19 protein-coding genes, 1 pseudogene and 1 riboswitch are annotated in these 24373 nt (G+C 71.1%); of the genes and pseudogenes, 6 read left to right on the top strand and 14 right to left on the bottom strand.

Annotated features, from left to right (window positions below):
* Positions 1 to 32 precede the first annotated feature (32 nt).
* Entirely contained in the window at positions 33 to 1034 is a 1002-nt protein-coding gene (locus tag BLU79_RS01880) for a LacI family DNA-binding transcriptional regulator (protein WP_093903781.1), read from the top strand.
* 87 nt (positions 1035 to 1121) lie between these two features.
* Here BLU79_RS01880 and BLU79_RS01875 read toward each other — a convergent pair whose 3' ends face one another.
* The 7 genes from BLU79_RS01875 to BLU79_RS01840 form a co-directional block, all read right to left on the bottom strand.
* Positions 1122 to 2126: a sugar ABC transporter substrate-binding protein gene (locus tag BLU79_RS01875; RefSeq protein ID WP_093903780.1), complete on the bottom strand. Its 1005-nt coding sequence runs from the start codon at positions 2124 to 2126 to the stop codon at positions 1122 to 1124.
* Between the two features lie 219 nt (positions 2127 to 2345).
* The gene (locus tag BLU79_RS49740; protein WP_305657732.1) at positions 2346 to 3917 is read right to left on the bottom strand and encodes a C40 family peptidase; all 1572 of its coding nucleotides are present in this window, start codon (positions 3915 to 3917) and stop codon (positions 2346 to 2348) included.
* Between the two features lie 56 nt (positions 3918 to 3973).
* A riboswitch (cyclic di-AMP (ydaO/yuaA leader) is annotated at positions 3974 to 4148 on the bottom strand.
* A 141-nt stretch (positions 4149 to 4289) separates the two neighbouring features.
* Complete coding sequence (locus BLU79_RS01860; protein ID WP_093903779.1) at positions 4290 to 5348, bottom strand: NAD-dependent epimerase/dehydratase family protein; 1059 nt, start codon at positions 5346 to 5348, stop codon at positions 4290 to 4292.
* 127 nt (positions 5349 to 5475) lie between these two features.
* Positions 5476 to 7173, bottom strand: a complete 1698-nt coding sequence (locus BLU79_RS01855; RefSeq protein WP_093904186.1) for an amidohydrolase — start codon at positions 7171 to 7173, stop codon at positions 5476 to 5478.
* Positions 7174 to 7305: 132 nt separating this feature from the next.
* Entirely contained in the window at positions 7306 to 8340 is a 1035-nt protein-coding gene (locus BLU79_RS01850) for an ABC transporter permease (RefSeq protein WP_256333098.1), read from the bottom strand.
* Positions 8337 to 10025, bottom strand: a complete 1689-nt coding sequence (locus tag BLU79_RS01845; protein WP_093903778.1) for a sugar ABC transporter ATP-binding protein — start codon at positions 10023 to 10025, stop codon at positions 8337 to 8339. The genes BLU79_RS01850 and BLU79_RS01845 overlap by 4 nt, the downstream gene beginning before the upstream one ends.
* The gene (locus tag BLU79_RS01840; RefSeq protein WP_093903777.1) at positions 10022 to 11071 is read right to left on the bottom strand and encodes a sugar ABC transporter substrate-binding protein; all 1050 of its coding nucleotides are present in this window, start codon (positions 11069 to 11071) and stop codon (positions 10022 to 10024) included. Before BLU79_RS01840 ends, BLU79_RS01845 begins: the two co-directional genes overlap by 4 nt.
* A gap of 289 nt (positions 11072 to 11360) precedes the next feature.
* Between BLU79_RS01840 and BLU79_RS01835 the strand changes: the two genes are divergently transcribed.
* Both BLU79_RS01835 and BLU79_RS01830 read left to right on the top strand, forming a co-directional pair.
* On the top strand, positions 11361 to 12413 hold the full coding sequence (locus BLU79_RS01835) for a helix-turn-helix transcriptional regulator (RefSeq protein ID WP_371131794.1): 1053 nt from the start codon (positions 11361 to 11363) through the stop codon (positions 12411 to 12413).
* A complete protein-coding gene (locus tag BLU79_RS01830) occupies positions 12410 to 13369 on the top strand; it encodes a TIGR03619 family F420-dependent LLM class oxidoreductase (RefSeq protein ID WP_256333097.1) in 960 nt (319 codons plus the stop codon). The genes BLU79_RS01835 and BLU79_RS01830 overlap by 4 nt, the downstream gene beginning before the upstream one ends.
* Before the next feature lie 29 nt (positions 13370 to 13398).
* Here BLU79_RS01830 and BLU79_RS01825 read toward each other — a convergent pair whose 3' ends face one another.
* Together BLU79_RS01825 and BLU79_RS01820 are read right to left on the bottom strand one after the other, a co-directional pair.
* The gene (locus BLU79_RS01825) at positions 13399 to 14046 is read right to left on the bottom strand and encodes a dihydrofolate reductase family protein (RefSeq protein WP_093903775.1); all 648 of its coding nucleotides are present in this window, start codon (positions 14044 to 14046) and stop codon (positions 13399 to 13401) included.
* Positions 14047 to 14175: 129 nt separating this feature from the next.
* On the bottom strand, positions 14176 to 14781 hold the full coding sequence (locus BLU79_RS01820; RefSeq protein ID WP_093903774.1) for a TetR/AcrR family transcriptional regulator: 606 nt from the start codon (positions 14779 to 14781) through the stop codon (positions 14176 to 14178).
* A 140-nt stretch (positions 14782 to 14921) separates the two neighbouring features.
* Between BLU79_RS01820 and BLU79_RS01815 the strand changes: the two are divergent.
* Positions 14922 to 15662 (top strand): annotated as a pseudogene (locus tag BLU79_RS01815) (NADPH-dependent F420 reductase); the annotation flags it as partial.
* A 7-nt stretch (positions 15663 to 15669) separates the two neighbouring features.
* Positions 15670 to 16419 (top strand): dienelactone hydrolase family protein, encoded by a 750-nt coding sequence (locus BLU79_RS01810; RefSeq protein ID WP_093903772.1) that lies wholly within the window; start codon positions 15670 to 15672, stop codon positions 16417 to 16419.
* Between the two features lie 11 nt (positions 16420 to 16430).
* Here BLU79_RS01810 and BLU79_RS01805 read toward each other — a convergent pair whose 3' ends face one another.
* From BLU79_RS01805 to BLU79_RS01785, 5 genes are read right to left on the bottom strand one after another with little or no spacing between them, the layout of a single operon-like run.
* Entirely contained in the window at positions 16431 to 17690 is a 1260-nt protein-coding gene (locus BLU79_RS01805; protein ID WP_093903771.1) for a glucarate dehydratase family protein, read from the bottom strand.
* Positions 17687 to 18595, bottom strand: coding sequence for a 5-dehydro-4-deoxyglucarate dehydratase (locus tag BLU79_RS01800; RefSeq protein ID WP_093903770.1), 909 nt, complete (start codon positions 18593 to 18595; stop codon positions 17687 to 17689). Before BLU79_RS01800 ends, BLU79_RS01805 begins: the two co-directional genes overlap by 4 nt.
* 25 nt (positions 18596 to 18620) lie before the next feature.
* Entirely contained in the window at positions 18621 to 19589 is a 969-nt protein-coding gene (locus BLU79_RS01795; RefSeq protein WP_093903769.1) for a carbohydrate ABC transporter permease, read from the bottom strand.
* Positions 19586 to 20506: a carbohydrate ABC transporter permease gene (locus BLU79_RS01790; RefSeq protein WP_093903768.1), complete on the bottom strand. Its 921-nt coding sequence runs from the start codon at positions 20504 to 20506 to the stop codon at positions 19586 to 19588. The genes BLU79_RS01795 and BLU79_RS01790 overlap by 4 nt, the downstream gene beginning before the upstream one ends.
* Positions 20503 to 21837 carry an ABC transporter substrate-binding protein gene (locus BLU79_RS01785; protein WP_093903767.1) on the bottom strand — a complete coding sequence of 445 codons (1335 nt, stop codon included), beginning with the start codon at positions 21835 to 21837 and terminating at the stop codon, positions 20503 to 20505. The genes BLU79_RS01790 and BLU79_RS01785 overlap by 4 nt, the downstream gene beginning before the upstream one ends.
* Positions 21838 to 22488: 651 nt before the next feature.
* On the opposite strand from BLU79_RS01785, the gene BLU79_RS01780 reads away from it, so the two are divergent.
* The gene (locus BLU79_RS01780) at positions 22489 to 24354 is read left to right on the top strand and encodes a phage tail sheath subtilisin-like domain-containing protein (protein WP_093903766.1); all 1866 of its coding nucleotides are present in this window, start codon (positions 22489 to 22491) and stop codon (positions 24352 to 24354) included.
* The last annotated feature ends 19 nt before the right edge of the window (positions 24355 to 24373 follow it).

The raw sequence follows: 24373 nt of genomic DNA, 5'->3' as shown, positions 1-24373 counted from the left end.
GGGTGGACGGATCGGGCAGGCAGCGGCCCACGATGGCGGATGTCGCCGGGAGGGCGGGCGTGTCCCGGGCGCTCGTCTCGATCGTCTTCCGCAATCAGCCGGGGGCGAGCCAGGAGACCCGCGAGCGGGTCCTGCGGGTCGCCGACGAGATCGGCTACCGGCCCGACAACGCGGCCCGGCTGCTCGCGCGCGGCCGCAGCCGCACGCTCGGCGTGATGTTCATCGTGCATCAGATCTTCCACACGGATCTCATCGAGGGCATCTATCCGGAGGCCGAACGGCTCGGCTACGACGTCCTGCTCTCCGGCACCACGCCGGGCCGCAGCGAGGCCAAGGCCATCGAGGCGCTGCTCGGTCACCGCTGCGAGGGGCTGATCCTGCTCGCCCCCGACGCCGACCCGGCCTACCTCGACGAACTCGGACACCGGGCGGCGACCGTCTCGGTCGGGCGCCGCGCCCCGGGTGCCCACGTGGACTTCGTGCACTCCGCCGAGGGCAAGGGCGTACGGCAGGCCATGGACCACCTCGTGGAGCTGGGGCACCGCCGGATCGTGCACATCGACGGCGGGCGCGGCCCCGGCTCGGCCGAGCGGCGCCGCGCGTACAAGGCCGCGATGCGCAGGCACGGACTGGAGCCCGAGGCGCGGGTCATCCCCGGCGAGCACACGGAGGAGTCGGGCATCGAGACGGGCCGACTGCTCCTGGCGGAGCGGGACCGAGGGCTGCCCCTTCCCAGCGCGGTCCTCGCGGGCAACGACCGGTGCGCCATGGGCCTGTTGATGGCCCTGACCCGAGCGGGCGTCGAGGTCCCGCGCGACATGTCGGTCGTCGGCTACGACGACAGCCATCTCTCCCACCTGATGCCGATCGGTCTGACGACGGTCCGTCAGGACGCGCTGCTGCTGGCCGAGAACGCGGTGCGGTTCGCCGTGGAGCGGCTGGAGAACCGGGAACTGGAGCCGCGTGAGGCCGTGTTGGACCCGAAGCTCGTCGTCCGGGGCACGAGTGGGCCGGCCCCGAAGGAGCCGGCCTGAGAGCCTGTTCGCAAGCTCCGAGAGGGTGGGGAGGCGGGGCCGGCCGTGCCCCGTCGCGGTCACGGCCGGCCCCGCCCGTTCTCAGGGCTACCGCGTTCCCTTGGCGGCGAACTCGGCGACCGCGTCGACGTTGTCCTTGGTGATGAAGGCGGGTCCGGTCAGGACGGGTGCGGTGCCGCCGCCGCTGAAGTTGCCGTTGGTCTTGTACAGCCACAGGGAGTCGACGGAGAGGTAGCCCTGGAGGTAGGGCTGCTGGTCGACGGCGAACTCGACCTTGCCGTCCTGGACGGCGGTGACGAGTGACTTGTTGAGGTCGAAGGTGGCGATCTTGGCCTTGCTGCCGGCGTCGGCGACGGACTGCACGGCGGTCAGGGCGAAGGGGGCGCCGAGGGTGACGACCTGGTCGATGGAGGAGTCCTGCTGGAGCTTGGCGGTGATCGTCGACTTCACGGAGGGCATGTCGGTGCCGTTGACGTAGAGGTTGTCGGTGGTGCCCTTGAAGCCCTTCTTCAGGCCTGCGCAGCGGGCCTCCAGGGCGACGTGGCCCTGTTCCTGGATGACGCAGACGGCGTGCTTGGCGCCGCTGTCGTTGAGCCGCTCGCCGAAGGCCCGGCCGGCGATGTTCTCGTCCTGCCCGAAGTACTCGAGCATGCCGAGGTCCTTCCAGTTGTCCAGGCCGGCGTTGAAGCCGACGACCGGGATGCCGGCGGCGGTGGCCTTGGCGATCACGGCCTTCATGGCGCTGGGCTTCGCCGCGGTCAGCGCGATGCCGTCGACTTTCTGGTCGATGGCGTTCTGCACCAGGTTGGCCTGGGTGCCGGCGCTGGGGTCGCTGGAGTAGACGAGCTTGATGTTGTCCTTGGCGGCGGCGGCCTCGGCGCCCTTGCGGATCAGGTCCCAGAAGGTGTCGCCGGGGGCGGCGTGGGTGATCATGGCCACGGTCATCCGGGGGGTGGTGGCCTTGCCCGCCGAGGCGTCGGCGGCGCCGTCCTCGGAGTCCTTGCCGCCTGAGCTGCTGGAGCAGCCCGCTGCGAACAGGGCGCCGGCCAGGGCGGTGGCGGTCAGAGCGGCGGCTCTGTGGTGTCTGCGCATGTCCCGTGCACCTCGCTGTGCTGATCGGCTGGAGCGCTCCACTAGCGCGCTCTAGTGGCAGGAACTATGCGGCTGTCCGGAGGTGATGTCAATGGGTTTGTCAGGACGTATCGACAAGGGGGTATAAGACGACCACCCCGCCTCGTGGAGGCGGGGTGGGAGGGTTGGGGCGGGGTGATGGGTGGGTGGATGGCGGGTGGGTGGTGGCGGGTCGACTGCTCAGGCAGGCCGTATCACGCTGTGGATCGCCGACTCCCCGGCGTAGTGGATCGACTCCTCGCGGATGACCGTTCCCGGGCCGGGCGCGTGGATCATCATGCCGTTTCCGGAGTAGATGCCGACGTGGCCGGCGTGGAAGAGGACCAGGTCGCCGGGCTCGACATAGGTCAGGGCGATTCCGCGGCCGGCGGTCGCCTGCTCCTGCGGGGTGCGGGGGAGCGTGATGCCGGCCGCCTTCCAGGCGGCCTGGGTGAGGCCTCCACTGTCGTACGAGCCCGGGCCCGTCGTGCCCCAGACGCAGGGCTTGCCGATCTGGGCGACGGCGAAGTCCAGGGCCCGCGCGGCGCGGGTGTCCTGCGGTGCGGTGGCGGTGGGGGCGGTGCTGGTGAGGGCGGTGCCGGTGAGGGGTGTGCTCGTGTCGAAAGACTGGCTTGTGGCGAGGGCTTGGCCGGTGCCGAAGGTCTGGCCGGTGTCGAAGGCTTGGCCGGTGCCGAGGGTCTGGCCGGTGTCGAGGGCTTGGCCGGTGCCGAGGGTCTGGCCGGTGTCGAAGGCTTGGCCGGTGCCGAAGGTCTGGCCGGTGTCGAAAGCTTGGCCGGTGTCGAAGGCATGGCTCGTGACCGTGGTCGGGTCGGTGGCGGTGGTCGCGAGGGTGACGGCGGGCTGAACTGCCGTGCCGGACCAGGCCGTTGTGCCTGCCTGGACCGGGGTCAGATCGGACGCTCCGAGGTCCTGGAGTGCCTGCCACTGTGTCTCGGCCGAGGGCTGGCCCAGCGGGTTCTCGATCGGCAGGAGTGCCGTGCTCTGCTGTGCGGTGTACGGGGACAGCAGCCGGCGGGCACGGTCGAGCTTGCGCTGGTTCTGCTCCTTGGTCGCCCGCAGGGAGGAGCGCGGCGGGTCGGCCGTCGGGGCGGGCAGGTCGAGGGCGGTCGCGGTGCTCTGAGCGCTCTGTGCGCCCAGGGCCTGCCGGCTCGTCTCCGGCGGTGCCTCGGGAGCGGCCGGCAGGGCCGCGATCGGGCCGGCGGTCAGCTCCGCCACGGGAGCCCTTCCGGTGGTCGGAGCAGCCGACAGTTCCGCCACCGGTGCGGCGGTCAGCTCCAGGGCGGCGCGGCCGGACGCCGCCTGCCCCCGGTCGGTGAGGCCCTCCGGAGTGCTCTCCGCCGGGCGCGCGGGTCGTGCCCCGGTGGGACGGTCCGGCATTCTGTCCCTCGGCAGCACTGCCGGGACGATCGGACCCACCTTCGAGCGGGCGGCGTCGAACCACTGCCGGGTGACGCTGTCGAGCGCGGGGTCGCTGCGCCCGCTCTCCTCGCCCCGGGCGCTTCGGGCCGCGGCGGCGGGTCCGCGTCCGGCGTCCGTCGGCCGGTCGGCGCGCTTGCGCGGCCCCGTCGACGCCGCGCGAGTGGCGTTGAAAGTACCGGTGTCGGACTCGGCCTGGTCGTAGAGGGAGCTGACCCTCCGGCTGACCTCGTCGCGGCTCGGTGTCTCGTCCCCCGCGGAGGGGGCGGCGTTGGCCGTCTGGGCGAGCAGTGCCACAGAGGTGAGGGCCGCCGACGCGAGTGCGGAATTGCGCATACCGGGGAGGCTCAGAGCCCCCGGACGCGCGGTGCCTTCCGGCGCCATGGGCGACGTACTCCTTCCGTACTCCGCCTACCGAGTTAGCTGACGGGTTCGGGCGATCGGTTCCGGAAGGTGTGCCCTACGGCCCTTGCCCCGAAGGGCAGTTGGGCCGATTCACCCCAAGTTCGGTTGGGTCCCCGGCTCCAGTGGCCCCTATGGAGGCACCGGACTCGGCGGAGGCCGCACGTCCCGACGGGGTTCGCCGGAGGTCGTCGTGCGGCCTAGGCGTAACCTAACCAACTTGTGTGACTCACGTGAAGGTTGACGTGTGAAATGTCCGATACGTTTTTGTGACCTTCGACGCTCCGTGTGGACGGACGGCCGGATTCACTTCGCGGCGCGTTGACTCCGCCACGCCGCGTAATGATCGAGGACCGTCTGCTCGATCGGGCGGTAGGTGACGCCGAGTTCGTTCACGCTCCGGCTGTTGTCCACCCGGAAGCGGATGCCGAGGTGCCCCCGGATGTAGTCCTGCGTCAGCCCGAAGGCCGGGCCCAGGACGCGTACGGGCCAGTGCGGGAGCGCGGCGCGCGGGAGGCGGAGGTCGCGGGGGCGGCGGCTCCGGAGGATGCGGGCCATCTCGTGGAACGACGTCATGGTCGGGGCGGCGAGGATGTAACGGCCCTTGGCGTCCGGGTTCTCCGCTGCCGCGATGTGGGCGTGGGCGACGTCGCGCACGTCCACCGTGGTGAAGCTGAAGTCCGGGGCGCCGTAGAAGAAGTAACCCTTGAACAGCTCCTCCAGCAGGAACAGGCTGCCGGACTCCGAGGCGGGCGTGAGGGAAGGGCCCAGGATCAGGCCGGGGTTGACCGCCACCATCTGCCAGCGGCCCTGCGCGGCCTCCGCGTCCCAGGCAGCGCGCTCCGCGACCGTCTTGGCGTAGTGGTAGGGGTTGTTCTCCACCGTGCTGGTGGTGTTGAAGTACCGCTCCGACAGCACGGCGTCGTCCATGGCCAGGACGTCGGCGTAGTCGCCGAAGATCGCGCCCACGGTCGATGTGAGGACGAGCTTCTCGACCGTGGGTGTCCGCTCGATGGCGGCCAGCACGTTGCGCGTGCCGAGCAGCGCCGGGTCGACCATGTCCCGGCGGCCGTCCTTGATCTTCTCCGGCATGCGGAACGGCGACGCCACATGGAACACCACCCGGCAGCCGCTCATCGCCTCGTCGAAGGCGCCTTCCTTCAGCAAGTCCGCCTCGAACAGGGACAGTCGGCCGGGGTGTGTCTCCTGCAACTCCCGCAGCGGGCGCATCTTCGCCGTGTCGGCGGTGCTCCGCACGGTGCTGTGGACCTGGTACCCCCGCTCCAGAAGCCGTTTGACCAGATGGCTGCCGACGAACCCGCTGCCACCGGTGACCAACACGACCCTCGACCCGACTGCGCCCACCGTCACTCCTTCTGCCGCGCGGAAGATCGGTCGATCACGGTAGCGGCGTCACCGGTGCGCGGCCATGCTTTCGAAAAGGTGGAGCGGAAGGTGGAGCAGAGGGTGGAGCAGGCGGCAGGCGGAGCCCTCAACGCTCGTGCACGACCCGCCCGTCGAACACCGTCATCACCACCTCCGCGTCCGTGATCATGTGCGGGTCCAGGTCCAGCAGCGGACGGTCCAGGACACAGAGGTCCGCGACCTTGCCGACCTCGACGGACCCCTTCCACTCCTCGGCGAAGTCCTGCCGGGCCGGATTGACCGTGTACGCCCGCAGGGCCTCGGCCAGGCCCACACACTGCTCCGGGCCGCTCTGCCGCCCGCTCGCCTTCGACTCCCGCAGCATCATCGCGGCCACGCCCTGCCGCCAGTCGGGCGCGGTGATCGGCGCGTCGGAGCTGGCGCAGACCGCGACCCCGGCCTCGACGGCGGAGCGCACGGGCCACTGATAGGCGGAGCGATCGGTGCCGATGACCTCGTCCATCAGGTCGGAGATGGTCCACTTGATGGCCGGGTTCATGTTGACGCCGTAACCGTGCGCGGCCAGCTTGGCGAGGCTGCCGGCGCCGATGAAGTCGCCGTGGATGACGTAGTGCCGGGCGTCCGGGCGGGGCGCGGCGGCGTTCGCGGCGACGAAGGCGTCCACGACCGTGTCGATGGCCCGGTCCCCCGTGACGTGCACACCCAGCTGGAAGCCGGCCTCGTGCGCCAGCCGGATCATCTCGCGCAGTTCGGCGACCTGGAGTGCCGGGGTGGTGCCGTGCACGCACAGCGCGCCGTGGCCACCGTCGGCGTACGGTTCGTTCATCCAAGCCGTACGGTTCGGCGGCACCCCGTCGCCGAAGATCTTTACGCCGATCGCCCGCAGCAACCGGGGGTCCGCCGACTCCGGCCGACGCAGCTCGGCCAGCCCCTTGCGTACGTCGTCCGCCGAGCCGCCCATGGGCGCGGGCAGCAGCAACACACTGACCCGGGCGTCGAGTTGACCCTCCTCGGCGAGTTCGGCGTACGCCGTCCAGTTGTCGGTGCTCAGACCGCCGAACAGGGTCTCCGCACCGCCGGGGCCGAGGCCCGGCTCGGTGTAGCTGGTGATGCCGCGCGCGTGCAGCTCCCGCACCACCGCCTGGATGGCCTGGCGGCGCCGGCCGACGGTGGGGGAGGGGAGCGCGGCCTGGACGAGTTTCCCGGCCGCCTCCCGCAGGATGCCGGTGGGCCGCCCGTCAGGGTCCAGGTCGATGACACCGCCGGGCGGTGGCGCGCTGCTCGCGTCGACCCCACAGACGCGCAGGGCCGCGCTGTTGACCCACACCATGTGCTGGGAGAAGTCGGTCAGACAGACCGGGTTGTCGGGCGCCACGGCGTCCAGGTCCCGGCGGTGCGGGAAGCGCTGCGGATCGGCCAGACACTCCGCGAGGTATCCGGCGTCCCAGCCGAGCCCGACGATCCACTCACCGGGGCGGGACGCGCGCACGGCCCGCTCCACGACCGAAGCGATGCCGGCGATCGTCCCCACCGCCGGATTGCCGACGTCCAGGGCGAAGGGCGGCTTGGCCAGGCCGTACGCGGCTCCGTGCAGATGCGAGTCGTTGATGCCGGGCAGCACGGTCCCGCCGTGGAGTTCGACGACGCGCGTGCCGGGCCCGGCCAGGGCACGCATCTCGGCGTCACTGCCGACGGCGACGATGTCGCGTCCGCGCACGGCGACGCCTTCGGCGACCGTGAAACCGGCGTCGACGGTGAGGACCTGACCGCCGGTCAGGACGAGGGTGGGAGGGGGAGCGGGGATGGGAGGGCGAGCGGGGGTGGGAGTGGGGATGGGGGTGGTGTCGCTCACGCGGGGCCCTTCCGTGCGGTGGGGGAGTTGTGGGTGGTCATGTCTGGGGGGGGGAGTCGTGGATGGTCATCGTGGGTGGGGCGGTCATCGCGTCTGCCGCGGACCGAAGTAGGCGAGCGCCGCGCCCGCCACCAGGGCGGTTCCCTGCGCCATCTGCTGCCAGAACGTGGGCACGTTCAGCAGCGTGAGGCCGTTCTGGAGGCAGCCGAGGAAGAGCACGCCGAGCAGCACTCCGAAGACGGAGCCCGAGCCGCCCGTCAGAGCGACCCCGCCGAGCAGGACGGCGGTCAGTACGGTCAGCTCGAACCCGGCGCCCGAGGTCCCGGCGACGACACTGTCCAGCACGGATGCCTTGATGGCCCCGGCGAGGGCGGCGGCGACACCCGTGACGACGAACAGCGTGAACGGCGTACGGCGGACGTCGATGCCGGAGAGGTGGGCGGCCTCCCGGTTGACGCCGATGGCGAAGACGTGCCGCCCGGCCGGGGTGAGCGCCAGGAACAGCGCGCCCGCCACGAGCACGAGCACCGCGATGAGGACCGGCGCGTCGATGCCGGCGATCCGTGACCCGCCCAGCCAGGCGAACCCGGATCCGAAACCGCTCAGCGGCAGCGGGAAGAGTTGCTGGGCGAGTCCCCGTACGGCCGTCAGCATGCCCAGCGTCACGATGAAGGCGGACAGTCCCAGGTAGCAACACAGCACGCCGTTCACGGCGCCCACCGCCGCACCCGCCACCAGCGCGCCCAGCACGGCGACGACCGGTGACTGCGTCTGCGACCCGGCGAGCCAGCCCGCCACCAGCCCGCCCAGGGCGAGCGTGGAGCCGACCGACAGATCGAGGTAGCCGCTGATCACCAGCAGCGCCAGCGGCACCGCGACGATGGCGAGCGTGGCGGCGTCGGTGGCGATCCCGCGCAGGTTGCCCGCGTCGAGGAAGCTGCCGGTGGTCAGTTGGAAGACCAGGACCATGAGGAGGAGTACGGCGAGCAGGGGGTGACGCCGCAGGGTGGTCAGGCCGGTCTCGGTGAAGGTGCCGGGGGAGGGCAGCCGGCGGCTGGTGAGGGTGGTGGTCGTGGGGCCCGTGGGGCTGGGAGCGGAGCCCTTGGTGGCGGTGGTCATGGTGCTCCTTCGGGGGCGGCGGGCCTGTCGGGTGCGGTGGGGTCTTGGGTGCGTGCGGCGCTGTCTGTTGGCGGAGGACAGGTGGGCGCCGTGAGTTCTTCGGCCGGCGCGCTTCCGCCGGACGGCGCCGGCGCCGTGTGATGTACGGCCGACAGCAGTGCCGTCTCCGTGAGTTCGGCTCCGCTCAGCTCGCCGACGACCCGGCCGCCGGAGACGATCAGACAGCGGTGGGCCAGTGCGACGATCTCCTCGGGGTCGCTGGAGGCGAACAGCACAGCGGTGCCGTGCTGTTCGGCGAGCGAGGAGAGCACCCCGTAGATCTCCTGACGCGCACCGACGTCGACGCCCTGCGTCGGCTCGTCGAGGAGCAGTACGTCCACGGTGCGCGCCGCGTTGATCCACCGGCCCAGGACCAGCTTCTGCTGGTTGCCGCCGGAGAACGCGGCCGCCGGCAGCCGTGGCCGGGTCGGACGCAGGCCCACCGCGTCGGACAGCGCGCCGAAGACGCGTCGCTCGGCACCGAGCGCCCGCACACCGTGCCGGGCGAGTGAACGGACCGTCGGCAGCAGGGTGTTGTCCTGGGCGCTGAGCGAGGGGAACAGGCCCTGTCTGCGCCGGTCCGCCGGTACGAGGGCGATGCCCGCGGCCAGCGCGTCGGCCGGGCGGGTCGCCACGACGGCCCGCTCTCCGATCCGTACGGTTCCGCCCGAGGCGCGGCGTCTGCCGAACAGGGTCTCCAGCAGTCGAGTACGACCGGAGCCGATGAGCCCGTACAGCCCGACGATCTCGCCCGAGTCGACGCGGACGTCGACCGGTCCGAAGCCGGGGCCGCGCAGGCCGTCCACGGTCAGGCGCGCGGGGCGCGGGGCGTTGTCGTCCCCGGTCGCCGGACGGGTCGCCTGCGAGAGCCCCGCAGCCGGGCCCGGCGAGAGGCTCGAAGCGACGCCCTGCGAGGCGTCCGTCCGACCGACGATCGCCTCGACCAGCTCACCCCGCGTCTGCCCCGCCACCCCCGACTGATGGGCCACACGCCCGTCCCGCAGCACGGTCACCGCATCCGCGAGCCGTTCCACTTCGCTCAGCAGGTGCGTGACGTAGACGATGGCCAGCCCCTGGGCCCGCAGGTCCTCGACCCGTGCGGCCAGGGCGTCGCTCTCGGCGCCGGAGAGCGCGGCGGTCGGTTCGTCGAGGACGAGGACCGAGGCGCTGCGGCTGAGGGCCTTCGCGATCTCGACCAACTGCCGCTGCCCCGTGGGCAGTTCGCCCACCCGGTCACGGGGCGAACAACTGGCCGCGACCCGCCGCAGCAGCCCGTCGGCGACCTCTTCCTGGGCGCGCCGGTCGATGCGGCCGAACCGGGTCCACTCCTGGCCGAGGAAGATGTTCTCGGCGACCGTGAGGGAGTCCACGACGCTGAGCGTCTGGAAGATGATCGCCACGCCGGCGGCGATGGACTCGCGGGGAGTCAGCCGCGTGTACGCCGTCCCGCCCACCTCGATCGTCCCCGCGTCCGGCGGGAAGGCGCCGCCGAGGCACTTGATGAGCGTGGACTTGCCTGCGCCGTTGTGCCCGAGGAGGGCGTGCACCTGGCCCGCCGGGACGGTCAGGTCCACTCCGTCCAACGCCCGAACGCCGCCGAAGGACTTGCTCAGACCCTGGATGTGGAGGTTGGTGACCGCTGTCATGACCAGCCCTGTGCGTTCTGGGCGAGCAGGGCGTCGATCCGGGCGGTGTCCGCGCGCTGGACGAGAGTGATCGGCACCTGGGCGCTCGCGTCGGCCTTCCCCGCGGCGACCGCGCGCGGCACGTCCACGATGGCGGCGGCGATGTCCTTGGGCGCGAGGGCGGCGGAGGCGCGGTAGAAGGTGCCCTGCTTGATCGCGAGGAGGGAGGGTGCCGAGCCGTCCTGCCCGCCGACGAAGGTCTTGGCGTCGTCCTTCGCCCGCCCGGTCTGCTGGAGTGCCTTGAACCCGCCGTACGCCGCGGCGTCCGTGACACCGAGGACGATGTTGAGGTCGGGGTGCTTGGCGAGGATGGCGCGGGACTTGGACAGGCCGGTGTCCGGGTCGATGGCCTGCTCCTGGGCGACGACGTCGACGCCGGGCGCGTTCTTGGTGAAGGCGTCGATCATGCCCTTGGTGCGCTCGCGGCCCAGCTGGATGGTGCTGTCGGTGAGGAAGGCGACCTTGCCCTTGCCGCCGAGCCGTTCGCGCGCCCACTTGGCGGCGGCCTCTCCGAGCAGCGTTCCGCCCTCGACGAAGCTGAACTGGATGTCGGCGCTCTGGTGCTCAAGCGATCCGCCGTACGTCACCCAGATCAGCCCCGCGTCCAGCGCCGCCTTGGCGATGGACTCCGTCGCCTCGAAGACCATCGGGAACGACACGATGGCCGGGACCTTCTGGGCGACCCAGGCGTTGAGGTTGGTGGCCTGGGTGTCGGCGTTGCCCGCGTCGCTCGTGGTCAGCAGCGAGATGCGGTGCTGCTCGGCGGCGGCCGTGGAGAGCTTCACCAGGGTCGAGTAGAGCGGGAGTTGGGTGAAGGGGTAGTCCAGGCCGATCCTGGTGAGCTTGCCCGACGGTCCGCCGGATGCCGCGGCCTGCGCCGAGCCGGTTCCGTCGTCCGGCGCCGAACATCCGGCGGCGGCCAGCGCGGCGGTGGCGACGGACACGCCGGACCAGGCGAGGAACCGTCGTCTTGAGGTCGGGGAGGCGGGCGAGGGGGATGCGGTCATGGCGGTGCCCTTCGGGGGACGGGGCCCGGGGTGTGCCGGGCGTTGGTGCGTGCCGAACAGGAAAGACCCGGGCAGGTCGCGCCGCCATCCGTACAAATACCGACCGTCGCGGCCGGAGCCGCGGACGAGTGGGTGGTGCGGGGCCGTAGGGGGTTCGCCCCCGCCAGGGGGCTCCGCCCCCCAGTGATGGGAGGGGTAGGGGTGGCGGGGGCGAAAAGTGGGACCGGCCCGGCAACGCCTTGTGTACCGCCCCGCCCACCCATATCGTTAGGGCCCAAACAATCGCCCGGTGGTCCCGCCCCCGGAGGCCCGCATGATCAGCCACCACCAGCTCGCGGCAGCGGCCCGCATCGGCATGCTCACCCGCGAACGCGACACCACCTCGGCCTGCGCGCAGGCGCTGTGCGAGCTCGCTGCCGCCCTGCCGCTCGACGCCGCCACCCTGCTGGCGATCGACCCGCTGAGCGGCGCCCACGTCCAGGTGGCCGGCGTCGGCTACGAACCGGGGGACGCCGAGGCGCTGGCCGCCGAGTTCGTGGGGACGCCGTGGTACGACAACGTCGTACGGCAGGAACTCCCGCCGTCCATCACCGAGGACGCCGAGGACGCCGGGCAGCGCTTCCGGCACGGCTGGTTCTACGCCGAGCGCGTCCGCCCGGCCGGTTTCCGGGATGGCGTGACGGGAGCGCTGCGTCACGAGGGCCGGCTCGTGGGCCTGGTCCACCTGGCCGCGGAGGGTACGAACGCCTACGGCACCGAGGCGCGCCGGCTGCTCGCCTCGGTGCTCCCGGCCCTGGGCGCCCTCGCCGACCCGACGGCCCGACCGGCCGAGTTGTACGACCTGCCGGCGGAGGCGGGGGCGAACCTCGTCACCGACGGAGGCGTCGTCGACCTCCCGGGACACCGACCCGCCCAGGTCCTCGCGGACGATGACTTCGCTTGTCTGGTCCGGGCGTTCGAGCACACCGGCGGGCAGCGGCTACGGGTGCTGTGGCCGGTCGGCCGTGAGTGGCGCCGCGTGGTGCTGCGCCGGTGCGCCGTCGGCTCGGCACTGATCCGGCGGGCGGTCGTCGTCCACGAGGTGCCCATGGAACTGCCGTACGGACTGAGTCCGCGCGAGTTGGAAGTACTGACGCGGGCCGCGATGGGCCAGACCAACCAGGCCATCGCCCAGGCCCTCTATCTCTCTCCGCGGACCGTGCACAGCCACGTCGAGCACCTCCTGCGCAAGACCGGCTGCGCCTCCCGCGCCCAGGCCACGGCGCTCGCGGTGCGTGACGGGGTACTGCGTCCGGCCCCGGAGGACGTCTCCCGCTTCGTCGAAAGGCAAGGATGCGCATGACGGTCACCAGGCCGACGGCCACCGCACCCCGCATGCTTCTCGTCCTCAGCGAGAACTGGACCCTCACCGATGGCCGCGCCGATCTCCCCAGGGCCGTCCGCTGGGCCCGCGAGGCCGAGGACGCCGGGTTCGACGCGGTGATGGTCAGCGAACACATCGTCCTCGGGCCCGACGCCGCCGCGGCCGGCGTCATGGGCAACCCCCGCGACTACGCCCTCCCGGGCAACCAGGACCCGAACACCCCCTGGCCGAACTCGCTGCTTCTGCTCGCCGCCATCGCCTCCGTCACCGAGCGGCTGCGCCTGGCCGCCGCGGCCGTCCTCGCCCCGCTGCGCCATCCCCTGCTGATGGCGCGCGAGTTGGGCACCCTCGACCTGCTCAGCGAAGGACGACTGGTGGTGCAGCCCACGGTCAGCTGGAGCAAGGACGAGTACGACGCGCTGGGCGTGCCGTTCGGCAGCCGCGGCCGGTTGCTCGACGAGCACCTGGCGATCTGGGCGAAAGCCTGGGGGCCGTCACCGCTCTCGCACGCCGGTGAGCACTACTCCTTCAAGGACGTCTGGTTCGAGCCGAAGGCGTACCGCCCGGAGGGCCCCCGGCTGTGGTTCGGCGGACAGCGCCTGCACGGCCCGGTCCTGCGCCGGCTCGTCCGCCACGGCCATGGATTCCACCCCCTCGGCCGGCCCTCGGGCGAGGACATGCAACTCCTCAAGGACGCCCTGGCCGCGGCCGGCCGCGACCTCGCCGACCTGGAGATGATCGGCGGCACCCAGGCCGTCTTCCCCGACGACCACTCCCCGGCGGACCTCGGCGCCGCACTCGCGTCGATCCCGGAGCAGCTGGAACAGGGCTTCACGACCTTCTGCGTCAAGCCGAACCAGTTCATCGACGACCCGGACGGGGTGGGAGCGTTCTGCCGTGACGTGATGCGGCGCGTCGAGGCACTGACGGGGTAGCGGTCCGGCAACACCGGCACCACGCTGGTTCAGAGGCCCGCACGGGTGAACGTCACATGCGTGACTCCGCTGGGCGAGGAGGTGGCCTCGACCTCGTAGTCGTCCTCGAAGCCCTCCAGGCCGTCCCAGAGACGTACGCCCCGGCCGAGCAGGATCGGGTTCACCACGATGTGCATGTGGTCGATGAGCCCGGCGGCGGCGAAGTCGCGGATCACGGTGGGCCCGCCGCCGATGCGTACGTCTTGGCCGTCCGCGGCCTCTCGGGCCGTCTCGAGCGCCTTGGCGGGCGAGGTGTCGAGGAAGTGGAACGTCGTGCCGCCCTCCATCTCGATCGACGGGCGTGGGTGATGGGTGAGGATGAAGGTCGGTGTGTGGAACGGCGGGTTGGGCCCCCACCACCCCTTCCATTCCGGGTTCTCGTGCCACCCCGGATAGCCGAACTTCCCGGCGCCCATGATCTCGGCGCCGATCCCGGGCAGGAACTGCCGCGCGAAGGCGTCGTCCAGGCCGCCGGTTCCGCCGGGCCGGTTGATCATGTTGTGCCAGAACCGGGTGGTGAACATCCACTCGTGCAGCCTTTCGCCGGCGTGGCCGAACGGCGCCTCCTGGCTCAGCCCCTCACCGGTGCCGAAGCCGTCGAGCGAGATGGAGAAGTTGTGGACGCGAGTCAGTGACATGGCCGGCGACTCCCTTCCTGCTGCTGGTCGAGCCTCGTCGGGTCAGCTCGGTCATGCAGCGATGATGGGACGCGGCCACGGATTCGGCGACCCCTGAAACAGGCCCTGGCCTGATCCGCCGGACAGGCGCTAGCGGGACCCGAGCGCCGTGAAGGCCTCGTCCAGGAGCTCGACCAGGTCGAGTCGGCCGTCGGAGGCGCTCCAGTGGTCGACCGCGACGTTCAGACAGTCCAGCGCCGCGGCGGCGCGCACCGTCTGGCCGAGCGTCGCCGCCCCCGAGGGGCCGTCCGTGGAACCGGCGCGCTCCGCGAGCGCCCTGGCCAGGGCGGGGCGCCAGCCGTGCTGCTTCTCCAGCTGGCGCGCGCACAGGGCGGGGGTGTCCCTGACCAGGCGGGTCGTCGCGAGGGCACGGGCCGGGTCCTCGTGATAGCGCGCGATGACCGTGTCCAGGGCGTGCCGCAGCGCCGTCCAGTCGTCCTCGTCGGCGGGCCGGGCGCGCAGGGCGTCGGCGGCCTGGTCGCCATGGGCGTCGAAGGCGGCGAGGACGGCCTCCTCCTTGGTGCCGAAGTAGCGCAGGAAGGTGCTGCGGGACACGCCGGCGGCCGTCGCCAGGTCGTCCAGGGTGACCTTCTCGAAGCCCTCGCGCTGGAACAACTCCAAGGCCACCTCGGCCAGTTGGGCCCGTACGGCGGCCCGGGCGATGTCTCTGGTGCTGGTACGTGCTGCTGCGCTCACCTCGCGACCCTATCCCGCCGTCCGATCCGACTTGCAGATCCGATACTCGGTCACTAACGTGACACTCAGTTTCACATACGAAACTCCACTTCACAAAACTTCATTGCGCAGGCTCCCCCCAGCACAGCGACGGAGGCACGCACACCGTGACCAAGACCCTCGGACTCATCGGCAGCGGCATGATCGGCGGCGCTGTGGCCCGCCTCGCCGTCGCCGCCGGACTGGACGTCGTCCTCAGCAACTCCCGCGGTCCCGAGACCCTCGCCGACCTCGTCGCCGAACTCGGCGACCATGCGCGGGCGGTCACGCCCGAGGAGGCCGCGCAAGCCGGTGACCTGGTCGTGGCGACCGTCCCGCTCAAGGCCTACGACCGCCTTCCGGCCGCCGCCCTCGCGGGCAGGACCGTGATCGACACCATGAACTACTACCCGGACCGCGACGGCCGCCTCGCCGAACTGGACTCGGGCGAGCTGACCTCCAGCGCCCTGGTCCAGCGGCACCTGGCCGACTCGCGCGTGGTGAAGGCCTTCAACAACATCGACTTCCAGCGGCTGGCGACCTCGGCCCGGCCCTCCGGCGCCCCCGACCGCACCGCGCTGCCCATCGCGGGTGACGACCCCGGGGCCAAGGCCGACGTGGCCCGGCTGCTGGACACCCTCGGCTACGACGCCGTGGACATCGGGACGCTCGCCGACAGCCGACGCAGCCAGCCCGGTACGCCGGTCTACGTCGACCCGTACCTGGCACCACGGCCCGAGGGGTTGAACCAGGAGGAGGCGCGGCGCTGGTTCTTCGAGACCCCGGGCGTCCCGGTCTCCGCGGAGCGCGTCCGGGAACTGATCGACGCCACGACCTTCGACGCCACGACCTTCGAGAACTGAGGCCGCCATGCAGGGAACACCCGTCACCGTCCCCACCCCGGACGGAACCGTCGACGCTTATCTCGCCAGGCCCGAGGGCAGCAGCGCACCGCACCCGGCGGTGCTGATGTACATGGACGCCTTCGGCCTGCGCCCGCACCTGAAGCGGATGGCGGACCGGCTCGCCTCGGCCGGGTACACCGTCCTGGTCCCCAACGTCTTCTACCGGCATAGCCCGGCGCCCGTCGTCGAGTTGCCCGACTTCATCAACCCGGCCGAGCGGCCGGAAATCTTCCAGAGTCTGCGCCCGGCCGCCGTGACCCTCACACCCCAAGCCGCCATGCGGGACGCCGGTGTCTACCTCGACTGGCTGGCCGACTCCCCGCTGACGGTGGACGGCCCGGTGGGCGTCACCGGCTACTGCATGGGTGCCGGCCTCGCCCTGCGCACCGCCGGGACGTATCCGGACCGGGTGGCGGCCGCGGCCGGCTTCCACGGGGCGTACCTCGCGACGGACGCGCCGGACAGCCCGCACCTGGTCGCCGACCGCATCACCGCCGAGCTCTACTTCGGCCACGCCGACCAGGACTCGACCAACCCTGCCGAGCAGATCGACCGCCTCGACAAGGCCCTCGCCGCGGCCGGTGTCCGCCACCGCGGCGAGGTCTACCCCGGCGCCCACCACGGCTTCACCCAGGCGGACACCGCGATGTACGACGCCGAGGCGACGGAACGGCACTGGGCGGCCCTGCTGGAGCTGCTGGGCCGCACCTTGTGACGGTCAGTCGGTCACCAGCGGGGGAGTCGGCGCTCGTACTCCGGCTGGATCCGTCGCATGTACCCGGTGTCGTCGCGTGACCGCATCCCCGAGTCGACGTACAGACGGTGCAGCCGGTCGAGGGCGTCGTGGTCGAGTTCCACGCCGAGGCCCGGTCCCGTGGGCACCTCGACCGCCCCGTCGCGCAGTTCCAGGACACCCGGGACGATCACTTCGTCGGCGGAGTTCCACGGGTAGTGGGTGTCGCAGGAGTGGTCGAGGTTCGGGATGGCCGCCGCCACATGGGTCATCGCCGCGAGGCTGATGCCCAGATGCGAGTTGGAGTGCATCGAGAGCGCGATGCCGAACGCCTCGCAGACGGCGGCCAGTTCACGGGTGCGACGCAGTCCGCCCCAGTAGTGGTGGTCGGTGAGGAGCACCTGGATAGCGTTCTGCTCGATCCCCGGCTTCAGGTGCTCCCAGGCGATCACGCACATGTTGGTGGCGAGGGGGAGCGGCGAGTCCTTCGCGACCTCGGCCATCCCGTCGATGCCCTTGGCCGGGTCCTCCAGGTACTCCAGCACGCCGTCCAGTTCGCGCGCGACGTACTTCGACGTCTCCACCGTCCAGGCCGTGTTGGGGTCCAGGCGCAGCGGCTTCCCGGGGAAGGCCTCCGCCAGCGCCTTGATCGCCGCGATCTCCTCGTCGGGCGGGAACACGCCGCCCTTGAGCTTGAACGACTCGAACCCGTACCGCTGTTGCATCAGCCGGGCCTGCTCGACGATCCCGGCGGGATCCAGCGCCTCGCCCCACTCGTCGCCGACCGACGGGCGGCCGTCGAGGGCAGGGTGATCGGCCCACTTGTAGAAGAGGTACGCGGCGAAGGGCACCGAGTCCCGGACCTTCCCGCCGAGCAGGTCGCTGACCGGACGGCCGAGCAGCTTGCCCTGTGCGTCGAGGCAGGCGACCTCCACCGCCGAGGTGGTCCAGCCGCGCTCGTGGGAGCTGGGCACGGTGGGCAGCAGGGCGGCGTCGATCGCGGCCGAGACGGCGGTCGTGTCGAAGACGTCCATGCCCACGACCACCTTCGCGGCGGCCTGAAGCCGCTCCAGCCGGGCGACGCCTCCGGGGGACTCGCCGAGGCCCACCGTGCCGTCCTCCAGGACCAGTTGGAGGATGACGCGCAGGGCGAGGGGCTCGTGGACGCCGCCCGAGTTGAGCAGGGGCGGGTCGCGGAAGGCGATCGGGGTGACGATCAGCTCGCGGATCCGGGTGCCGACGGTGGTGCTCATGCGCGGACCGCCTCCAGGCCGTGGTCGATGAGTTTCGCCAGCCGGGCGAGGTGCTCCGGCGTGAGGTCGAGCAGCGGCGCCCGTACGCCGCCGACGTCCAGGCCCCGGAGGGTCACTCCGGCCTTGACGAGGGCCACGGCGTACCCGGGGACCTCGTCGCGGAGTTCGACGAGGGGGCCGTAGAACTCGTCGAGAAGGGTCGTCACCACCTCATGGTCTCCCCGCGCCAGCGCCTGGTGGAAGGCGAGCGCGATCTCCGGGGCGAAGGCGAACACCGCCGACGAGTACAGGTCGACGCCGATGCCCTGGTAGGCGGGCGCCGTCATCTCGGCGGTGGGCAGGCCGTTGAAGAACTGGAAGTCCGCCCCGCCGGGCACGGCACGCACCGCGCGGACGATGCGGTGCATCCGCTCGATGTCGCCGATACCGTCCTTGAGGCCGACGACCTTCGGCAGGGCGGCGATCTCGGCCGCCGTGGTCTCGGTGAGGCGGGCGGTGCCGCGCTGGTAGAAGATCACCGGCAGGTCGGTGGCGGCCGTGACCTCCTCGACGTACCGCACCAGTCCCCGCTGCGGCGCTGTCACGAGATAGGGCGGCAGCAACAGGATGCCGTCGGCGCCGGCGCGTTCGACGCGGGCGGCATGGTCGCGGGCGACCGGGGGAGGGCCGCCCGCCGCGGCCAGGACGGGGACGCGGCCGGCGGTCGTCTCCACGGCGACGCGCGTCGCCCGTTCGATCTCGTCGGGCGTCAACGCGTGGAACTCACCGGTGCCGCAGGCGACGAACACGCCGCCCGCACCGGCCGCGACGCCGTTCTCGATGTGCCGGGCGAGCCGTTCCTCGTCCAGCGAACCGTCCGCGGCGAACGGCGTCACCGGGAAGAACAGCACTCCTTGGAACTTCATGTCTCCCTCAAACGTGGGGGGTGGTTCAGCCCTTCGTGGCCCCGGCGGCGATGCCGGTGACCAGCGAGCGCTGGAGGAGCAGATAGACGATCAGGCTGGGGATCAGGGCGATGACCGCGCCGGCCAGCACCACCCCGGAGCCGACCTCGGGGTCGGTGCGCAGGATGGACAGGGCGACGGTGACCGTGTAGTCGGTGGGGTCCTTGGAGGCGATCAGCGGCAGCAGGTACTGGTCCCAGATCATGATGAAGCCGAGGACGCCGGCCACGCCGAGTGCGGGCTTGCACAACGGCAGGACGATCTGCCACAGCATCCTCAGCTCGCCGACGCCGACGCCGACGCCGACGCCGACGCCGTCGAGGCGGGCGGCCTCCTCTATCTCGTCGGGTATGTCGCGCATGAACTCGGTCAGCATCATCACCGAGAAACCCCAGGCGCCCAGCGGCAGGATGACGCCCCAGACCGTGCCCTTGAGGTCCAGGTGAACCACCGGGACGTCGCCGAGGACCAGCGACAGGGGGATCGCGATGACCTCCTCGGGGAGCATCAGCGTCATCATGAACAGCATCATGATCAGCGCCTGGCCGCGGAACCTGTGCCGGGCCAGCGCGTAGGCGGCGAGCGTGCACACCACGAGCTGGAGCAACAGCCCGCCGCCCGCGATGACGAGTGAGTTGCCGAGGTAGTCCCAGATGCCGCGCTCGCCCGCCACCTTGAAGTTCAGCAGCGTGTTGTCGTGCGGCAGGAAGGACAGCGAGGAGCCGCTGGGGTTGGTCGTCAGGGCGCCCGAGAAGATCGTCAGGAACGGCGCAGCGAAGACGCCGAGGGCGATCAGACAGAGCAGGATCCTCAGGGCCCAGGCGGGACCGGGCTTGTCGTTCCAGCCGAGGGCGGTGTCGAAGCGGGCCGGGGTGGTCCGCTGTGCCTTGGTGCTCCGTCCGGCCGGGGAGTCAGGGGCCGCCGGCCGGACGGGGTCGATGACGGGGGCGCTCATCGCGCTTCTCCCCTCTTGCGGAGGTAGTTGATCGTGACGGTGAGCAGCAGCGTCACGCAGAGCAGCACGACGGAGGCCGCCGAGGCGCCGCCGATGTCGTTGCGGGTGAAGCCGAGGGTGTAGGCGCGGGTCATCCAGACGTCGGTGGACCCGGCGGGGCCGCCGCCGGTGAGGACGTAGACCTCGGTGAACACGCGCAGTCCGCGGATCGTGGCGAGCGTGAGCACGATCATCAGCGCCGGACGGATCGCGGGCAGCGTGACGTGACGAAGGCGCTGCCACAGCGAGACGCCGTCCATCGCCGCCGCCTCGTACAGCGAGCGGTCCACGCCCGCCAGACCGGCGAGGATGATCACCATGTTGTACGGGGCCCAGATCCAGATGCCCATGGCCATCGTCGAGTACAGCGCGATGCCCGGGTTGTCGAGGAACTGAACGGGGCCGAGCCCGAGCAGGTGCAGACCGCTGTTGAGGAGGCCGTCGGAGGTCGGGTAGTACATCAGCCGCCACAGCTCACCGACGACCGCGGTGGCGGTGACGGCGGGCAGGAACACCGCGATACGGATGATCTTCAGCGAGCGGGCCTGGCCCTCCAGCAGCAGGGCGAGGACGAAGCCGAGGAGGATGGCGCCGAGCGACTGGCCGATGCCCAGGACCAGGGTGTGGCCGATGGCGTCCTGGAAGCGGTGGTCGGTGAGGACCCGGGTGTAGTTGTCGAGGCCGATCCACCGGTCGCCGAGGAAGGGCCGTACGTCGAAGAAGCTGAGCCAGACGCCCTTGGCCATCGGCCAGAACTTGAAGACGAGGGCGAGCAGCAGGCCGGGTGCCAGGAACAGCCAGGGGACGACGGCTTTCTTGTTGAAGGCCCTCTTGCCGAGGCCTCTGCGCGCCGCGGGCGCGGGGACGGTAGCGGTCATTTGAGCAGGTCCTGGTCCTTGAGGTCACCGGCGAGGGTCTCGTTGAGCTCTCCCAGCTGGGAGCGGACGTCACCGCCGCAGTACGTGAAGATCGAGTTGAGCGCGTCGGCGGTGTCCTGCTTGATCGGGGCGAAGTCCGGCGCGTTCGGGAACTGCTGGGAGGCGTCCTCGTAGGCCTTCTGTACGACACTCCAGCGGGCGTCGCCGCGGACCTTGGCCGCGTCCAGGGTGGAGTTCACCGGGATGCGGACGACGGGCTGGTGGCCGTCGACGCTGGTCATGGCGATCTTCTGGCCCTCGGGCGAGACCAGGAACGCGGCCAGCGCCAGCTCCTGCTTGTCCTTGCCGGTCTTGGCGCCGAGGTAGACGTTCTCGCCGTCGGCCAGCACATCGCCGCCGGCCGGGCCCGAGGGGGCGGGGACGACCTCGTACTTGTCCTTGCCGAGCGTGCCGTCGAAGGTGGTGATGTTGTACGGGCCGGTCATGTACATCCCGGCGTTGCCGTCCTGGAAGTTGGTGGCGGTCGACGTGACGGCGGTGATCGCGCCGGGCTGGAGGACACCCTTCTCGCCGCAGAAGAGGTTGTCCTTCATCCAGGTCACGGCGTTCACCGCGGCGGCGGAGTTCATGGCCGGGCTGTACTTGCCCTTGCCGTCCGACTCGATGATCTCGGCGCCGCCCTGCCACAGGAAGCTCGCGCCCCACCAGGCGGCGTAGCCGTTCTGGGCGCTGCCCGGCGCGACGATGCCGTAGGTGTCGGCCTTGCCGTCGCCGTCCGGGTCCTCGGTGGCGAACGCCTTGGCGACGGAGAGCATCTCCTGCCAGGTCGTCGGCGCCTTGAGATCAAGCTTCTTCAGCCAGTCCGTGCGGATCATCAGGGTCTGGGCCTGGCGGGAGTACGGAATGCCGTAGTGCTTCCCGTCGACGCCCACCGTGGAGGACCAGGACTTGTCGGTGATCTGGTCGCCGCCCGCGATCGAGGCGGGGTCGATCGGCTTGAGCAGGCCCTGGCTCTGGTAGCTGCCCATCAGCGCCGTGTCGTTGATCATGACGTCCGGCAGGTCCTTGGTGGACGCCCGGCTCTGGAGCTGCTGGTCGAAGTTGATGACCGGCTGGTAGTCGATCCTGATGCCGGTCTTCTTGGTGAAGGCGGCGAAGACCCGGTCATAGGTGGCGGCGGAGTCCGGATTGCTCCGGGTCCACACCTCCAGGGTGTTCGGGTCGTCGCTGCCCGCGCTGCCGGAACCGGAGCCGCACGCGGCCGTTCCGAACGCGAGCGCCGCGGCGACGAGCAGGGCGGCCGGGCGGCGACTTCGTCGGCGATCGCGCATGGGCACACTCCGTGGATCCCAGGTGGTTCTGGTTCGGTGGTTCACATGCGTGAACTCACTTCACGCATCTAAATGATCGGCCAAGCTACGAATCGTTTCAGCCGTATGTCAAGACATGGCTGCGAGATTTCACCGGCCCTATAAAGCGCGATCGACGAAGGGGGTGGGTTTGCGTCACCCCCGGAAAACCAGCCACGGCGCGTTGTGTACGACTCGGGGAGGCGCACGGACGTGCGACCAGTCGAACGGTGTGGGTAGCAGGCCTTCGGCGGGGTCGGGAGCCCGCGTGGGGTTCCGCGACACCCCTCTGCGTGCGGAATCTGTGAACCACCTGGCCGGGGCGCGCAGGCGTGATGTGTGGATGTCGCGAGGGCGTCTTCACCAAACCCCCTTCTGGGGTGGCCTGAAGGCGCCTTGCTCGGTCAACTTCGAACACGTGAAGGTGGGTTGAGCACTTGAGCATCAGGAGTCACAAGCGCGTTTGCTTGAGCCGTGCGGTCGATCGCCCACGGTGATGACGGGGGAACTGGTGCGGTGCACGTGTCCGCGTCGCTCGTGTGAGTGGCGTCGTCGTGCCCCGGGTCGGGAATGCCTCCCTCTGCCATCTCTTGGTGCCTTTGTCCGGTACCCGAGACAGGGATAGGAGGGGGAATGCCGATGAGCGCGGTCAGCGCCGCCAAGCCGACGTATCCCGGCGTATACGTAGAGGAACTTCCCAGCAGTACCCGCACCATCTCGACCCTGACCACGTCCGTGACCGCCTTTGTGGGCCACACCCGACGTGGTCCGCTCAACGAGCCGGTACGCGTCAACAGCTTCGCGGAGTTCGAGCGCCGCTTCGGTGGGCTGAGCGCCCAGAGCGCCGTCGGCTACGCCGTCCACCAGTTCTTCGGCAACGGCGGGACCATCGCGGTCATCGTCCGCGTCGCCAAGGCCGGCAGTGGCAAGGCCGCCTGCGTCACCCTCAAGTCCACCGAGGGCCACAGCGAGGGCCCGGTCCTCGAGGTGCACGCCAAGGAGCCCGGCGTCTGGGGCAACGGCCTGCGCGTCGCCGTCGACCACGACACGCCGTGCCCCGACGAGACGTTCAACCTGCGTGTCTACGACGCCAAGGGCGACGCCCGCGAGAGCTTCACCGGCCTGTCGATGGACTCCTCGCACGGCCGCTACGCGCAGACCGTGATCAACGCGGGCTCGAAGCTGATCCGTGTCGAGGTCGTCGGCGAGGGCCGTCCCGACCCGTCCGGCACCGTCTCCAAGCCCTTCGGTGACGAACTGCCGAACCTGGAAGTCGACCTGACCGTCAAGATCGGTGAGGTGGAGCGCGAGTTCAAGCTCTACGACCCCGACTGCGACGGCGAACCCCCGTGCAGCGTCGCCGAGTTGGCGCTGCTGCTGGAGCGCAAGCTGCGCGCCCTGCCCGACGCGCCCGGCAAGCACGCCTTCGCCGGCGCCGAGGTCACCGCCTTCGGCCGCCGTATCCAGGTCGTCGCCGGCTCCACCGACCCCGAGGACATCGTCCGCTTCCTCGGCGAGTGCGCCAACGACCTCGGTCTCGAGGCCTCCGTCAACCCGCCGGTCTTCCCGCTGGAGGGCGGCGAGGACGGCGAGGCACCGGGCCCGCGCGACCTCATCGGCTCCGAGGCCGACAAGACCGGCATCCAGGCCCTGCGCGGCGTCGCCGACGTCAACCTGCTGGCGCTGCCGGAACTCGCGGCGTACGAGAAGGTCGAGGACGCGCTCACCGTCATCTCGGCCGCCCAGCGTCTGGCCGCCGAGCGCCGGATCTTCCTGCTGGTCGACGCCCCCAGCACCTGGGTCAGCGTCGACACCGCACGGGCCGGTCTCGCCGCCTTCGACGCCGTACGCGGCAACCACGCGGGCCTGTACTTCCCGCACCTGCAGCTCACCGACCCGCTCACGGGCCGGCTGCGCTCCTTCCCGCCGTCCGGCGCGATCGCCGGCGTCATCGCGCGCACCGACTCCGAGCGCGGTGTGTGGAAGGCCCCGGCCGGCACCGAGGCGCGGCTCGCGGGCGTGCACTCGCTGACGGTCAACCTGACCGACCGCGAGGCCGGGCTGCTCAACCCGCTGGGCGTCAACGTCCTGCGCACCTTCCCGGTCACCGGCCCGGTCGTCTGGGGCGCGCGCACGCTGGAGGGCTCGGACGCGCTCGACAGCGAGTGGAAGTACGTGCCGGTGCGCCGCCTCGCGCTGCATGTCGAGGAGAGCCTCCAGCGGGGCCTGCAGTGGGTGGTCTTCGAGCCCAACGACGAGAACCTGTGGCAGCAGATCCGGCTCGCCGCGTCCTCGTATCTGCACACGCTCTTCCGTCAGGGCGCCTTCAAGGGCGGCACCCCGCGCGAGGCGTACTTCGTCAAGTGCGACAGCGACACGACGACCGCCGAGGACATCGAGAACGGCATCGTCAACGTCCTCGTCGGCATCGCACCGGTCCGGCCGGCGGAGTTCGTGATCGTCAAAATCCAGCAGACGTCCGGGCAGTTCGCGCTCTAAGCGCCGGGAATCGTGGAGA

It is taken from the genome of Streptomyces sp. cf386, from assembly GCF_900103585.1.
In the GTDB taxonomy this organism is placed as follows: Bacteria; Actinomycetota; Actinomycetes; order Streptomycetales; family Streptomycetaceae; genus Streptomyces.
This window is presented reverse-complemented; position numbering and strand designations above follow the sequence as displayed.